Source organism: Candidatus Thiosymbion oneisti, assembly GCF_004359955.1.
In the GTDB taxonomy this organism is placed as follows: domain Bacteria; phylum Pseudomonadota; class Gammaproteobacteria; order Chromatiales; family Chromatiaceae; genus Thiosymbion; species Thiosymbion oneisti.
The window spans coordinates 1-14,469 of the sequence record NZ_SMSC01000040.1; the positions used below are offsets into that span (position 1 = coordinate 1).

At 58.5% G+C, this 14,469-nt stretch carries 12 protein-coding genes; 4 read left to right on the forward strand and 8 right to left on the reverse strand.

The window, feature by feature from the left end; translation table 11 throughout:
* Positions 1-474 precede the first annotated feature (474 nt).
* From E1958_RS17835 to E1958_RS17845, 3 genes are read left to right on the forward strand one after another with little or no spacing between them, the layout of a single operon-like run.
* On the forward strand, positions 475-1,212 hold the full coding sequence (locus E1958_RS17835; protein WP_207787921.1) for a hypothetical protein: 738 nt from the start codon (positions 475-477) through the stop codon (positions 1,210-1,212).
* The gene (locus E1958_RS17840; protein ID WP_133513063.1) at positions 1,209-1,985 is read left to right on the forward strand and encodes an SAM-dependent methyltransferase; all 777 of its coding nucleotides are present in this window, start codon (positions 1,209-1,211) and stop codon (positions 1,983-1,985) included. Before E1958_RS17835 ends, E1958_RS17840 begins: the two co-directional genes overlap by 4 nt.
* Complete coding sequence (locus E1958_RS17845) at positions 1,982-3,217, forward strand: cytochrome P450 (protein ID WP_133513064.1); 1,236 nt, start codon at positions 1,982-1,984, stop codon at positions 3,215-3,217. Before E1958_RS17840 ends, E1958_RS17845 begins: the two co-directional genes overlap by 4 nt.
* 384 nt (positions 3,218-3,601) lie before the next feature.
* On the opposite strand, the gene thiC is transcribed toward E1958_RS17845, so the two are convergent.
* The 4 genes from thiC to E1958_RS17865 all read right to left on the reverse strand — a co-directional run bounded on the left by thiC (position 3,602) and on the right by E1958_RS17865 (position 8,999).
* Positions 3,602-5,494: a phosphomethylpyrimidine synthase ThiC gene (thiC, locus tag E1958_RS17850; protein ID WP_133513065.1), complete on the reverse strand. Its 1,893-nt coding sequence runs from the start codon at positions 5,492-5,494 to the stop codon at positions 3,602-3,604.
* Positions 5,495-5,875: 381 nt separating this feature from the next.
* On the reverse strand, positions 5,876-6,646 hold the full coding sequence (locus E1958_RS17855; protein ID WP_133513066.1) for a helix-hairpin-helix domain-containing protein: 771 nt from the start codon (positions 6,644-6,646) through the stop codon (positions 5,876-5,878).
* Positions 6,647-6,840: 194 nt separating this feature from the next.
* Positions 6,841-8,094, reverse strand: a complete 1,254-nt coding sequence (glgC, locus tag E1958_RS17860; RefSeq protein ID WP_133513067.1) for a glucose-1-phosphate adenylyltransferase — start codon at positions 8,092-8,094, stop codon at positions 6,841-6,843.
* A gap of 185 nt (positions 8,095-8,279) precedes the next feature.
* Positions 8,280-8,999, reverse strand: coding sequence for a trypsin-like peptidase domain-containing protein (locus E1958_RS17865; RefSeq protein ID WP_243448525.1), 720 nt, complete (start codon positions 8,997-8,999; stop codon positions 8,280-8,282).
* 402 nt (positions 9,000-9,401) lie between these two features.
* On the opposite strand from E1958_RS17865, the gene rimI reads away from it, so the two are divergent.
* A complete protein-coding gene (gene rimI, locus E1958_RS17870) occupies positions 9,402-9,863 on the forward strand; it encodes a ribosomal protein S18-alanine N-acetyltransferase (RefSeq protein WP_243448524.1) in 462 nt (153 codons plus the stop codon).
* Between the two features lie 497 nt (positions 9,864-10,360).
* Here rimI and E1958_RS17875 read toward each other — a convergent pair whose 3' ends face one another.
* The 4 genes from E1958_RS17875 to E1958_RS17890 all read right to left on the reverse strand — a co-directional run bounded on the left by E1958_RS17875 (position 10,361) and on the right by E1958_RS17890 (position 14,459).
* The gene (locus tag E1958_RS17875; RefSeq protein WP_133513069.1) at positions 10,361-10,771 is read right to left on the reverse strand and encodes a DUF4435 domain-containing protein; all 411 of its coding nucleotides are present in this window, start codon (positions 10,769-10,771) and stop codon (positions 10,361-10,363) included.
* Complete coding sequence (locus E1958_RS17880) at positions 10,768-12,123, reverse strand: AAA family ATPase (protein ID WP_133513070.1); 1,356 nt, start codon at positions 12,121-12,123, stop codon at positions 10,768-10,770. The genes E1958_RS17875 and E1958_RS17880 overlap by 4 nt, the downstream gene beginning before the upstream one ends.
* Positions 12,124-12,593: 470 nt before the next feature.
* Positions 12,594-13,184: a nucleotidyltransferase family protein gene (locus E1958_RS17885; RefSeq protein ID WP_243725300.1), complete on the reverse strand. Its 591-nt coding sequence runs from the start codon at positions 13,182-13,184 to the stop codon at positions 12,594-12,596.
* Positions 13,185-13,502: 318 nt separating this feature from the next.
* On the reverse strand, positions 13,503-14,459 hold the full coding sequence (locus E1958_RS17890) for an XdhC family protein (RefSeq protein WP_165742216.1): 957 nt from the start codon (positions 14,457-14,459) through the stop codon (positions 13,503-13,505).
* Positions 14,460-14,469 lie beyond the last annotated feature (10 nt).

Here is a 14,469-nt window from a genome sequence, read left to right on the forward strand (position 1 = left end):
ATGCATTCATATGCATGAGATTTGTTTGAAACTCTTCCTGCATCGCTATAATACCGAGTTATTACCATCTGTTGGCTAAGATTCCACTCACATATTGGCCACTACCACTCCTTTTAAATGTCAACACGCCCTAGTCCAAACCTGAAAGAACAGCTTGACCTCCTATTACCCTGTCTTGGTCAAGCGCTCATTAACAAGGATCAAATCTCAGGTCTAAGGGCCTTGGCGACTCGGCTAACGCCTGTCCTCCAGGGTGGTTTTGAATGTCGGCTTGGCCCCGACAGGCCGCAAGTGGACCTTCATCAATGCCTACATCCGACCGACGGCGAGTTGGCTCTGTTGCACAATAGAATCTCGACAATCGCTTCCACCGACAACAGGGACGCCCAATCGGAAGGGGTGCATTGGCACGATTTTCTCACTGAATGGTCCGAGCCTTCATCCCCGCTGCATGGCGGTATACCGGAAATCTGGATGGAGTATGATAATAAGGATTCGCGCCCCCACCCTATACCCTCCGTTTTCATTGGTTTACCGCAGAAAATCTCTCCATTCGCGGAGACCTACGGTAAGATTGCGGTGCCGTCTCTGGCTCGCTTGCTTGGTTCAGATTGGCAGGTGTACAAAGACAACCTGTATCCTTGTTTTGTGCATTGTCCCGATGATGCCTTTATCGGCAACATCGGCGTTATGTTATCCAGGAACTCGCGGAGTTTGCGAGTCAACGTCAAACGTTTACAACCCGACTCGCTGATTTCCTACCTGCAACGGCTTGGTTGGCAGGGGGAGACCAATGAATTAGAGGCATTGATGGCGCAACTGTTTGCCTTCTCCGATCTGATTACGGTTTGTCTGGATATAGGCCGAGAAATCCATTCAAAAATCGGGTTCGAATGTATTGTCCGGGGACAACACCCACCTGGATATCACTGGGGTGCTTTCCTGGATTATTTAGTCGCGAAAGGTCTCTGCGAACCCCGAAAACGAGCGGCATTATTGGACTGGCCCGGTCATACCAGCCCTGTGGATGCCAAAGCGCCTTGGCCCGGTCACCTGATTGCAGATTCTCTCTTGAAGCCGAAGGACCACTTTACCATTTTTAATCGTGAGTTGAGTCATATTAAAGTTGTGTGGCAACCGCAACAGGCGCTTGAAGCCAAAGCCTATCTTTGGTACCAACATCGGTGGTTGACTGTAAAAAGTGAACAATGACCGTCGGCCCCGAGGAACCGTTCGATCTGGATGGATTTTATTCCCTGGTATCGATCGATGAATGGAAACGGATTATTGGCGACGCATTACATTACCATTTCGGCTATTTCCGCGGTTCCGAGGATTTGGAAACCGGCCTAAGACAAACGGTTAAGAATTTTTATCCTTATATTGTTCCGGGCTCGCGCATTTTAGATGTGGGTTGTGGCTGGGGAGGTCCCGGTAAGATGTTGATCGCGGAGCGCGATTGCAGGGTAACCGGGGTCACATGCAGCACGGCACAAGCAGATTATTGCCGGCATCTGGACCTGAAAGTGCTCCGGCATGACCTCGACCGAGATACGGAGGCAATTCCCGGCGAATATGATCTGATCTTCAGTCTCGAAATGATTTCCCATGTCCGTAACAAATTCGAACATCTGCGCCGACTGCGTGCCAATGCGCCTCGTTTGATCTTATCGGAGAGCTGCGCCGCTGACGAGTATAGGGGAGAACGAACGACCTATGGTGGCTCCATCATGCTGTGCACGGTGTCCGAGCTGATTTGCGATGTGGAGAAAGCGGGCTGGGAAATAAAAGTTATGCGCAACCGGCGCTTCGAATCGCTGCGGACGATTGCCTTGTGGAAACGGAATCTGGATCGTGTCTACGGGGACCGCGAGCCTCCGGGTCAGCTGAGTTATCTGCGCGGTCTGGTCAATGAGGCGCTGAAATCACCAGTCGCCTGGTGTCATTCGTTCCCTCTCATCGATATCGTCGCCGAGAAAAAATGAATGATACATTAGCGGCGCGATTTAATCCGCGCTCACCGGAATTTCGCGCCGACCCTTATCCCATCTATCGGTATCTTCGGACTCACCGGCCGATATACTATCGGGCCGAACAAGAGGATTGGATACTGACGCGCTACGCGGATGTTGTAGAAGTTCTGAAAAGCTCCGATTTCGGTCGCTCGGAGTCGAGACGGATACCCTCGGTAACCGGCACAAACGATAGACCAGTCAACCGTCTCTTATCGATACGGCGTGAAAGCAACAACCTGATGGGGTTATGGTTGGTGCTGACAAACCCACCCGATCACACCAGGATCCGCCGCCTGTTACTTAGGGCCTTCACCCAATCCCGAATCAATGCATTGCAGGCGTCTATTCAAGCGCAGGTTGACAGCTATATCGATCAAGCCGTGGAGCGGGGAAAGCTGGATGTCATAGGCGATCTCGCTTACCCGCTCATGCTCGATTTGAACTGTCGTGAAATTCTGGGAATTCCACGACAGAATTGGCATCGCAATTTCAAACAGTGGACGGAAAACATGTCCCTGGTGGCGGATCTGGACATCGCGCCAATCACGCATGAGCGAGGTATGCTGGCGATTGCGGGCCTGGCCGAATTCTTCCGCAACCGGATCGCCGAATGCCGCGCCGGTTCCGAGCCGGCGGACAACCTGATCGGCATGTTGATTGAGGAAGCGGGGCAGTTGAGCGAGGAAGAACTGTTGGCAAATTGCATCATGATGTTTACCGTCGGGCATTCCTCGACCGTAAATCTGATCGGCATCGGTGTGCTGACCCTGCTCAGACATCCGGCGCAGCTGCGGCTCCTCGTGGCAGACCCCTCGTTAATCGAAACGGCTATTTCCGAGGTTCTGCGCTATGACAGCCCTGTCCAAGGGGTCTCGCGCACGGCACTTTGCGATGTCGAGTTGGCAGATACAAAAATTCGTCGAGACGAAAGAGTGGTTTGCCTCATCGGGGCGGCGAATAGAGATCCGGCCCGATTTCCTGAGCCCGACAAATTCGATATCAGACGCCGGCCCAATCCCCACCTTTCCTTCGGTTACGGCATCCATACCTGTATCGGCAAGAACTTGTCCCAACTGGTGGCTAAGCTTGTGGTGGGCACACTGGTACGCCGCCTACCTGGATTATCCCTGGCGACGGATGCCGTGGAATGGGAGGACAGTTTTCTCGGGCACGGGCTGAAGGCTTTACCAGTCGTTTTCTAGGGCGTGTTGACATTTAGAAGGTCCGCACAGCGGACCCTACAGTCAGTCAAGCGGTTAGGGTAGGGTCCGCTGTGCGGACCGCTTGAGCTGAATATTTTGCATATAGCTCGTAGGGCGGGTAAGACCAGGGACGGTCGCAACCCGCCGGAAGGCTTTTGGCGGGTTGCGCTGTGCTTTCCCGCCCTACGCGGGCTTGCGGTTCGACAATAGGGTAGCGCCTCCGAGACACTCCGCGGCGCGGAGCTTCCGCGTTCCCACGTGGCGCGTGGGAACGAGAGAAAACCACGGATGAACACGGATCGACACGGATGGAGACCAATCCGTGTTCATCCGTGGTTCGAGATAGCCAGGATCAGATAGTTAATCGAGAACACCCTCTAGCTTTCAAATCTCCCGATAGATCTCTCCACCTGCTTCCAGGAACTCGGCGGATTTCGCTTTCATTCCCTCCTCTACGGCGGTCTTTACGTCCTCGATCCGGTGGGATGCGGCAAAGTCGCGCACCTCTTGGGTGATCTTCATGGAGCAGAAGTGAGGACCGCACATGGAGCAAAAGTGGGCGACCTTGTGCGCCTGGTGGGGCATGGTCCGGTCGTGGTACTCGCGGGCACGTTCCGGGTCGAGGGACAGGTTGAACTGGTCCTCCCAACGGAACTCGAAGCGTGCCTTCGAGAGGGCGTTGTCCCGTATCTGGGCACCGGGGAGGCCCTTGGCCAGGTCGGCGCTGTGGGCGGCGATCTTATAGGTGATGATGCCGTCGCGCACATCCTCCCGGTCGGGTAGGCCCAGGTGTTCTTTAGGGGTGACGTAGCACAGCATGGCGGTGCCGTACCAGCCGATGTTGGCCGCCCCGATGCCGGAGGTGATGTGGTCGTAGGCGGGGGCGATATCGGTAACGAGGGGGCCGAGAGTATAGAAGGGGGCCTCGAAGCAGTCCTCGAGCTCCTTGTCCATGTTCTCTTTGATCATGTGCAGGGGGATGTGACCTGGGCCTTCGATCATGACCTGTACCTCGTGCCCCCAGGCGATCTTGGTCAGCTCGCCGAGGGTCTCCAACTCCGCGAACTGGGCCCGGTCGTTGGCATCCGCGATGGAGCCGGGGCGTAGGCCGTCGCCGAGACTGAAGGCGACGTCATAGGTTTGCATGATCTCGCAGATGTCTTCGAAATGGGTATAGAGAAAGCTCTCCTGGTGGTGGGCGAGGCACCACTTGGCCATGATGGAGCCGCCGCGGGAGACGATGCCGGTGACCCGCTCCGCGGTCAGGGGCACGTGGCGCAGCAGCACGCCGGCGTGGATGGTGAAGTAATCCACGCCCTGCTCTGCCTGCTCGATGAGGGTGTCGCGAAACAGTTCCCAGGTCAGCGCTTCGGGCCTGCCGTCGACCTTCTCCAGGGCCTGATAGAGGGGCACGGTGCCGATGGGTACCGGGGCGTTGCGCAGGATCCACTCCCGGGTCTCGTGGATGTTCCGGCCGGTGGACAGGTCCATGAGGGTGTCACCGCCCCAACGGGCGGACCAGACCATCTTTTCCACCTCTTCGGCGATGGACGAGGTTATGGCCGAGTTGCCGATGTTGGTGTTGATCTTCACCCGGAAATTGCGCCCGATGATCATGGGCTCCAGCTCCGGGTGGTTGATGTTTGCGGGGATGATGGCGCGGCCGGCGGCCACTTCCGAACGGACGAATTCGGGGGTGATCCGCTGGGGCAGGTCGGCACCCCAGGGTTGACCGCGGTGTTGGCGCAGGAGCTTCGCGTAGCGCGGATCGGACCGCAACCGGTCGAGCTGCATATTTTCGCGGATGGCGACGTACTCCATCTCCGGGGTAATCACGCCCCGTCGCGCATAGTGCAGCTGGGAGACGTTGGCGCCCGCCTTGGCCCGGCGCGGGGCGCGGATAGGCTCGAAGCCCAGGTGGGTGAGGCTGGGATCTTCCCGACGCCGGCGGCCGAACTCGGAGCTGGGACCTGCCAGGGGTTCGGTATCTCCCCGTTCCTCGATCCAGGCGGTGCGTACCTCGGGCAGGCCGACAGACAGGTCGATGCGGACGTCGGGGTCTGTGTAGGGGCCGGAGGTATCGTAGATGTAAATCGGCGGGTTTTCCTCGCTCCCCTGACTGGTGCGGGTAGGGCTCAGGGTCACCTCGCGCATGGGCACGCGGAGGTCGGGGCGCGAGCCCTCCCCGTAGATCTTGCACGAGGCGGGAAAGGGCTTGGCAACCTGGTCCGAGAGCTGGGCGGTCTTAGTGATGAATTCTTCGGGGATGGCATTCATAGCGTTGGCTTCTCCGGGACCGGAGAAGGATGTTATGACAGAGTGAAACGAACCGCATCGCCGGGGCCGGCCGCCGGCCGCGGGACAGCCTAGGTCCGATTGAGTATGGGAGAAAGGATCCGGTCGCTTCCAGGCAGCCGCGGACTCGCTCGCGTCGGCAGAGAAATGGTCGTCGTCTGCTGCCGCTCATCTTCCTCCCCGTGGACATCGGGAACGCTTGATAACCGCGTCCTTTCTATCCGCAGATTACGCAGATTACGCAGATTTTCACAGATTGCGACAGGCAGACAGATCCCGCCAAGACTATGGTTTCCGTAAGATTTATCTGGGTTGCTCGCCCCGCATGATTGATTGTTATCGGAAGGGATATGGGTGACGCGGTTACCGACCCTGGGAGAGCGCTTTCGCCTGACCCACCCAGTCGTCGCGCTTAATGCGTCCCGGAAAGCGGATGATGTCCTTTTCCAGGCGTTCGATGTCGTCATCCGAAAGGGCCGCAAGCTGCGCATAGCTGGAGATACCCGCTGCGTTCAGCTTCTTTACCAAGGTCGGTCCGATACCATCGATTGCCGTCAGATCGTCTCGCTTGGGCGGCACCTTTGGTGTTACCTTTGCTCTCTCCGGCGGTTTGGCGGCTGCGGGTTTCGTTTCCGTCTTTTTTGCGGCGGCCACTGTGGGTGCGGGGGCGGGTGGCGTCTCGGCAGGGGCGGCCGACAGGCGTTTTTGAACCCTTCCTACCGGGGATAATGCGTAGAAGATCTTGATCGATTCCAGGATTCCACCCAGATAGGCCATTGTCCCCTCGGACAGGCTGAGCGTATTTCGTTCCACCGTCTTCACGAAATCTTCCCACTCGGAATGGCCCCATACTCCCTGATGGCGTTTCACGAAGGTTACACTGTCGCTGACGACGGTCTTCACGGCCTTCTCTACGCTTTCGGTTGCAGCCGCCGCCGTATAAAACCGCTTCATCGCTTCCAGCAGATTGCCCAGATTCGCCTGCATATCCCCGGAGAGATCGAACCCCTTCGCCTGCAGGCGGGACATGAAATCCATCCAGGCCGCATGATCCCACAGGCCCTTTTTCGTCGTCACAAAATCAATTGCCAGTTTCGTCAGTTCTTCGACGTTGGTCGTTTTCCCGGTTGTCATTGAACCCTCCTCAAGATGGTGGCCAGGATTTAAGGCCTGTCCGGCTTGTGTTCGTAGCGAAAGATCGGGGAGTAAGAGGTAAGATTTTCCGCTCGATGAGGCGCACAGTGGATCGATTTGACGAGATCGAGCGGGAAATCCGACCGGCCTCCTCGGTTCCGCATTAGAACAGTCGTAAGTCAGACAGGCGCTTACTAGACTATGATTGTCGACAGCTGCATCGGGGTACGTTTGCCGTCGATAACGACGATGCCGCTTTCGGTCACATGGTAGCGTTTTTTGTCTTCCTCAAGATCGAAGCCGATAATCGAGTCCTCGGGAATGCGCACGTTTTTTTGCAGAATGCAGTGGCGCAGCTTGGCATTGCGGCCGATGTCGCAATTATCGAATATGACACAGGCGTCGATCTCGGCTCTGGCATGCACATAGACGTTCCGACCCAGCACGGAATCTCTTATCTGCCCCCCCGAGATGATACAGCCGCCGGAAATGACCGAATCGATGGCCTGTCCCCGACGATCTTCCTCGTCGAATGCGAACTTGGCCGGCGGATCGGGATAGCTGGCGGTGCGCAGCGGCCACTGCCGATTGAATAGGTTGAGCTCCGGGGAGATGGCGCGGATATCCATGTTGGCCTCATAAAAGGCGTCGAGGGTACCCACGTCCCGCCAGTAGGGGGCCTTGTCGGGGTCCTCTCCCGGTATCGGATTGGTGTTGAAGTTATAAGCGAACAGCTCGGCCCGACCGATGGCCTTGGGCAGGATATCCTTGCCGAAGTCATGTGAGCTGTCGGGATCGTGCTGGTCCTCCTCGATTATCTTTAGCAACATCTCGGTGCTGAAGACGTAGTTTCCCATGGAGGCGTAGACTCGATCCGGATCCCCGGGCATGGTCGGGGCATCGGCCTGCTTCTCATGAAAACCGATGATGCGCCCGCTGTTGGTCACCTCGATCACGCCGAAGTCTTTGGCGAACTTTTTATCCGTAGGCAACGCCGCAACCGTAACATGGGCGCGTTTCTGCTCGTGATACTCGATCATCGCGCGGATGTTCATGCGATAGATGTGATCCGCGCCGAATACGACGACGATATCGGGTCTCGATTGCTCGATAAGGTTGATGTTCTGATGAATGGCATCGGCGGTTCCTCGATACCACTCCTTACCCTCGGTGCGCATCTGGGCCGGCACCGGAACCAGAAACTCGCTCTTCAGGATGCCCCCGAACTGCCAGCCGTCGCTCAGGTGCTGCAGCAGAGACTGACTGCGGAACTGGATCAGCACATAAATGGAGAGGATCCCGGAATTGACCAGGTTACTGAGCACGAAATCGACGATTCGGTACTTGCCGCCGAACGGGACCGCCGGTTTGGCGCGTTCCCGGGTCAATGGGTAAAGTCGCGTACCCTCGCCCCCGGCGAGAACGAAGGCTAGAACCTTGAGCTGCATAGCGGTCCCCTGTGCTGGAATGTTGTTTGGAGATGCAAGTGAAAAGACCATGCGGATGGTTGTATTTCTCGACAAGGTTAGCCCTGTTGCAGATGATGGGCAAGATCAGAACCTCGGTCCACTGCGGCTACTCGCGGTAGGCCAGGATAGGGAACGCAGGGCCGGGAAGCTATTTTTCAGCGGTCTTACAGTATCTTATCCATGGCGACCCGTACCCGGTTGGCTGGAGTTGCGAAGCCGATGCCCACATTGCCTCCGCCGGGACCGAGCAGGGACGTGCTGATGCCTACGACTTGCCCCCCCAAATCCACCAGCGGTCCGCCCGAGTTGCCAGGGTTGATGGAGGCATCGGTCTGGATGAGACCGCTGCTGTCGTTGCCGCCGACCCCATGGCGCCCCATGGCGCTCACGATTCCGGACGTAACCGTCTGACCGATGCCGAAGGGATTGCCGACGGCGAGCACGAAATCTCCCACCTCCAGATCGTTCGAGTCGCCAAATCGGAGGGCCTCGAGCCCGGAGGGTACCTGCGAGATGCGCAATACCGCGATGTCCGCCTGGATGTCGCTGCCCACCAGCCGTGCGCGGTAGTTACGCCCATCCTTGAAGGTAACCGTGATGGCACGCGCGTTTTCGATGACATGGCGGTTGGTGAGCACATAACCGCGACCCGCATCGATGACAAACCCGGAACCCACGCTCCGATGGTGACGGCCAGTGCTCACGTGCTTGGGGAGCGGCAGGCCGAACGCCTTCAAAAAACGGTAGAATCTCGGATTGCGGAGGAAGGGGTGTTCCTCACGGGGAACCCGGGACTCCACCGAGATGCTGACCACTGCCGGTATGACCTGGCGCGCCAGGGGGGCAAGGGTAGGATAGTTACTGCTGGCCGAAGTATCCTCCATGCCCGGCGCTTCGTGAAGTCGGGAAACCGAAGTGCAGGCACCGAGGAGCAGGGCTGGAAGTACGAACAAGCAGGCGGTAAGACGCAAATGGCACATCACAGCAGGACCGATAGTCAAGAATATCAAGCTCTCATTATGAGCTAAACGAGCGGTGTAAGCCACCGAGAGGTGTAAGCCACTGCGGGGGGCTGTCTCCTACGGTTCCGTCAGAGTCCCCACCAGGCCCGGATGCCCAGAACAACGCTAACATGTAAGTCCTTTGCGGTCTGTCTCCGTGTGACTTAAATTGCAGCGCGTCAAGATCGGCTCACGCCTCTTCCTCCTCGTCGCACCTGATCAGCACGGAAAATGCCTCCCGATCGCCCGCGCTCAGATCAATGTCCGCAGCCCCTGGATTTCGCCATGCGTCCCATGCGCGGCGAGGACATCCCGGCGGTCATGGGCGTGGAGACCGCGGCCTATCCCCATCCTTGGACCGAGGGCATCTTCCGCGATTGCCTGCGGGTCGGCTATTGTTGTTGGGTGTTGATGGCGTCCGGGGAGATCGTCGGCTACGGGGTCATGTCGGTGGCTGCCGGTGAGTGCCACATCCTGAATATGTGCGTTCATCCCCAGGCGCGGCGGCAAGGGCTTGGGCGCAGGATTCTGCGGCGTTTGCTCGCCAGCGGCCGTTCCCGCAACGCCGATACCGCCTTCCTGGAGGTGCGTGCCTCCAATCGTGCGGCCCTTAGCCTTTACTCCCAAGAGGGTTTTTGCAAGGTGGGAGGACGCCGCGGATACTATCCGCTGGCGGCAGATCGTGAAGATGCCGTCATCATGGCGCGGCCGCTTATTTCGGCCGCGGAATCGCCCAGGTCGGATTGAGCATGGGAAAAGCGAGCCAGTCGCCTCAATGAGGCCCTTGCAACAACATCTTTAGATTGCGCAGATTTCCACAGATGAAATAATTTGTGGAAATCGGCGAATCAGGAAAGACCGACACTAGTTGGGTAGGTTGGGTAAAAGCGCGCACTGCCGAGCCGGCGATCAAGCCGACGACCCCAGTCGCGCCGTGCCCAACAGATGGATCGATGGGCACGCTTCGCTTGGTGCAGCCCGACGAACAGCTGCGGTGCGGATACCGCCGCAGAATGACCGAAACCTTGAGCTCAGGTGCTAGTACCTAGTTTCGACCGCTGTTGCAAGTTCATAGTATCTGCATGCTCACACGCTTGGCTCACATGCTCCAGTGTGTGGACTAGGGGGTGTTGACATTCCGAAGGTCCGCGCAGCGGACCCTACGCTGACCAGCTGATTATGTGTCGGGTCCGCGGTGCAGACCGCTGGGATGTTGCGGCCATCCAGCCTGTGAAAACCATTGGTTAGTGCAGATAACAACCGGAAAGAGAACCACGGATGAACACGGATCGACACGGATGGAGACCAATCCGTGTCGATCCGTGGTTCGAGATAGCGAGGATTAGGTCGTGGGCATCGGTGGCGAGCAGATTCGGCGACGGTAAGGCCCGACCCTGGAGGCGGTCGAAATCGTCGTCGACGATCCCCAGGGCCCCCGAGAAATTGCGGGTATCGAGCCGCGTGATCGCACTCTCGACATTCGGCTTGCCGTCACCGATGACCAGCTCGCATTGTTGTGGAGCAACCCGAGGATGCCAGAATCGGTGATCGTCTTCCCCTTCCAGGAGCAGAAAGCTTCCGCGATGCGTGTGGCGGCCCATGATGATTTCGTTCTCGATATGGGCCGCATCCTTAGTCCAACTCGCCGGTTTCATACCGGATCCTCGCCCAATCCGATCATCAGATCCGAGCGGTCGCCGACGATGTAGGGCGAGTGGGTCGCAATCAGCACGTCGAACCGGGCTGTGTCGACGATCTCCAGCAGATCCGGCAGGAAACGCTTCTGCCAGGCAAGGTGCAGGGACAGCTCCGGCTCGTCGATCAGTACCAGGGTGTTGGGCCGGACCCGGAACAAGAGGTCATAGTGCAGAACCAGCTCGTGTTGCTCACCGGAGGATAGGGCTTCTAATTCGAGTGGGGCTCCATCGTCGCGCTCGGCGACCAAACCGGCCTCGCGGTCGATCCGGATCCGCTTGTGCAGAAACTTGTGGTTGACGTTGTCCAGCAACAGGCGGGTACGGCGGGCAAGATCGGTCAGTACCTCCAGCTTTTCGGACGTATCCTGGACGTAGAGGCCCATCGCTTTCTGCGACACCTGATCGAGATGATCCAAGGCCGCTGTATCGAACGGATGACCCTCCGGCTCATCGAGGAGGCCGATTTCTTTCAGCTCCGCTCGCTTAGTATCCAGCTTCTCCATGCGTGTCTTGAGGTCGTCCGCACTCAAGGTTGTCAGCTTATGGGTCAACAGGCGTTTCGGGAAGGATTGATCCAAGCGCTGGGATTGCTGACCATAGCGGGCCATGGTGTCGTTGATCCGGGCACGCAGATCGCTCGCGTATTCCAACACCCGATGGACGTTGCGGGGTCTGGCTGGATAGCCGCTCGAACGAGATATACTCAAGCGCAGTAACCTTTGTGCCTCGATCAGATGGGCAGTGACACTGCCACGCAGTCCTTTCAGCCACTCAGGCTCCGAGCGTACACGAAGATGCTTTGATCCTCTTGGGGGTGTTCCGTCCGTGTAAAGCTCGACAACCTCCTCGGAAGTCATCAGATAATCACCTCTCTCGTCGAACCATTGGTTCTCCCCAACACGGCTTATCCAGGGGAATTCTCGTGCTACCGCCTCCGCCCGCGACAGGATGTCTTCGCCGCTGGGAATCTCAAGGGTTTCCTTCTGCTTACCGTCCTCCCGCAAGCTCAGCACCAGCATCTTGAATGGCCTGGAGTTCGCCTGGCTTGGATGAGGATCGACTGTCAGCTCGATCTCGGAACCGTCGGTAAATATCAATGTGAAGCGCCGAAAGGGTATCTGCAGAAACAGGTTGTATCTTCCGATCAGCAGATCGTTGACCATCCGCAACAGCATGGTCTTGCCGACCCCATTCGGGCCATGGAGGATGGTGACCCGGTCATCCGGTTTCAGGTCGACCTGGTGGTCGTACAGGTCGAATAGACCTTCCACCTGGATGCTGGAGACACGCAGCAGAGATTCGGTGCTCATTGCATTTGCTCCCGGAGCCGGATTTCGCCCGTCCTTAAAGGCTTCAACTTGTTGGTGTCACGTCATCAAGAACCAGATCCGACAGGGCTAACTGCGGAGGATCTGACTTTTTCCCAATCGTACAGGATTAACAGGATAGGCTCTTTATGGATTCCGGACTGCCGGTTAAAAGCCGAAATGATTCGGCGCTGATTGGGGACTGGACGTGGCTGGAAGCGAGTCGGGTTGACCGGGCAAAGGGCGTAGATGGACGTAGGATGCGGTGAGCGTGGGAGATCCCTTCAGGATGGCACTGCCGGATGGCGCGAACCGCATCGGTTGATAGGGACACAGGTCTGATTCTCTCCGCGGCGCGGGTTTCCACCTTCCACGCAGGATATTTGTATCTAAAATGCCAGAATCTTGTAAATCCTGGGTAATCCTGTCAATCCTGTCCTATTAGGATTTCGCGCCAAATCATTCAGGATTGCTTAATCGAACGCTACCAGATCGGACGGCGTATCGATGTCCCGGAGGATGCCGGTATCGGACGTCTCCACCAAGCACAAATCGGGGCCGGCAGCTTCCAGCAGCCGGCGTGCACCCCGATCGCCGGACAGGGACATCAGTTGCGACTGCCGGCGGGCGGAGAATCCCACCGGGTGCCCGCGCCGACCGCCGCAGGTGGGTGCTGCCATGGCGGCACCGGCGCGCAGCGCATCGGCGATGGAGCGAATCGTAACCGGCCTGATCCAGGGCATATCCGCCAAGGCGATCAGCCAGCCACCGGCATCGGATCTGGCCGAGACACCGACCCGAATGCTGCCGGCGATGCCGGTCGCGGCGTCAGGGTTTTCGATCAATTCAATCCCGGTAGCGGCCAGTCGCTCGGCCAGTTCTTTGTCGCCCGGCCGGATCACGGCCAGGGAATCGGGCAGTACTTGGACCAGGTTGCGCGCCGCGCGCAGACCCACGGGCTCGCCGTTAGGTAGCTCGGCCAGGAGCTTGTGAGCACCGAAGCGCCGGGCGCTGCCCGCGGCGAGCAGGACGCCGACGAGCTCGGTCACGTGGACCACTAGCACCAAATTTCACCTGATTTTGCATGTTTATACTGTATCCGCAGATTACGCAGATTCTCGCAGATGAAAAACGGGTAGTGGTAAATTTATAAGTGAAAAAGTAGAGCGATTCATCTTTTTGATCCCCTCTCCCCACCCCCTCTCCCGGCGGGAGAGGGGACATAGTAGCCAGTACCGTTGGTCATGTTATCACTTATACATTAGCCACTACCAAAAACGAAATAATCTGTGAAAATCTGCGTAATCTGTGGATAACTTCGTGTTTTGTTTCTACTGATATTGCGGATTTCTCTATGTTATCGGTATTTGAGTTCACCCGCACTAGCCGGCGGCCAAGCCGTTGCGGGCGGCGGTGACGCCGGCCAGGATGGAGAGCGCGATCTCGGCCGGGCGCTTGCTGCCGATGGCGAGCCCGGCGGGGGCATCGAGGCGCGCGATCTGCGCCGGTGTCAGGCCGATCTGGATGAGACGCTCGCGCCTGGCCTCGGCGCTGCGTTCGGAACCCAAGGCACCGACATAGAAGGCCCTGGTCCCGAGCGCCTCGCTCAGTGCCAGGTCGTCCTGCTTAGGATCATGGGATAGGGTGATGACGGCGCTGCGGGGGTCATCCGCCAGCTCCCGGGCCGCATCGTCGGGCATCAGATCCGAGTAGGCGATATTGGCCAGGGGCATGGGATCGGCGAAGCCTTCTCGCGGGTCACAGATGGTGACCCGGTAGTCGAGCAGACCGGCCATTTGGGCCAGGAGACGGGCCAGCTGGCCGTCACCGATCAGCAACAGGTGCCAACCGGGGCCGAATACCTTGGTCACGAAGCGGTCCGTGACCTCGAGCTCGCGGCGGCCCTCGCCGGCGTGGAGGCTAGCCTCACCGGTGCTGAGACAGACCCGGCGGGCAACCAGGGTGCCGCCCTCGAGTCGGGACAGCAGGGCTGTGATCGGCTCCGGCGCGTCGAGCGCCTCGACCATCAGCTCCAGACGCCCGCCGCAGGGCAGACCGAGGCGGTTCGCCTCTCGGCTGGCGACACCGAAATCCACCAGAGTCGGGATGGGCGTGCCCAGCTCACCACTGCGATAGCGATCGGCAAGCGCCTGCTCGACGCAGCCGCCGGAGACCGAACCGACCATGGCGCCGTCCGCACGGATAGCCAACAGCGAGCCGGGCGGCCGTGGCGATGAGCCCCAGGTGTGGAGTACCGTGACCAAGGCCACCCGCTGTCCGGCTTCCAGCCAGCTGCAGGCGGCGGACAAGACCTGGGGGTCCGCCGCCGGTTCTGACATGGGTTCCGCC

Bases quoted from the DNA above. Each gene is read 5' to 3' on its own strand.
- E1958_RS17835 (WP_207787921.1), top strand. From the start codon at position 475: ATGGAGTATGATAATAAGGATTCGCGCCCCCACCCTATACCCTCCGTT.
- E1958_RS17840 (WP_133513063.1), top strand. From the start codon at position 1,209: ATGACCGTCGGCCCCGAGGAACCGTTCGATCTGGATGGATTTTATTCC.
- E1958_RS17845 (WP_133513064.1), top strand. From the start codon at position 1,982: ATGAATGATACATTAGCGGCGCGATTTAATCCGCGCTCACCGGAATTT.
- thiC (WP_133513065.1), bottom strand. From the start codon at position 5,494: ATGAATGCCATCCCCGAAGAATTCATCACTAAGACCGCCCAGCTCTCG.
- E1958_RS17855 (WP_133513066.1), bottom strand. From the start codon at position 6,646: ATGACAACCGGGAAAACGACCAACGTCGAAGAACTGACGAAACTGGCA.
- glgC (WP_133513067.1), bottom strand. From the start codon at position 8,094: ATGCAGCTCAAGGTTCTAGCCTTCGTTCTCGCCGGGGGCGAGGGTACG.
- E1958_RS17865 (WP_243448525.1), bottom strand. From the start codon at position 8,999: ATGGAGGATACTTCGGCCAGCAGTAACTATCCTACCCTTGCCCCCCTG.
- rimI (WP_243448524.1), top strand. From the start codon at position 9,402: ATGCGTCCCATGCGCGGCGAGGACATCCCGGCGGTCATGGGCGTGGAG.
- E1958_RS17875 (WP_133513069.1), bottom strand. From the start codon at position 10,771: ATGAAACCGGCGAGTTGGACTAAGGATGCGGCCCATATCGAGAACGAA.
- E1958_RS17880 (WP_133513070.1), bottom strand. From the start codon at position 12,123: ATGAGCACCGAATCTCTGCTGCGTGTCTCCAGCATCCAGGTGGAAGGT.
- E1958_RS17890 (WP_165742216.1), bottom strand. From the start codon at position 14,459: ATGTCAGAACCGGCGGCGGACCCCCAGGTCTTGTCCGCCGCCTGCAGC.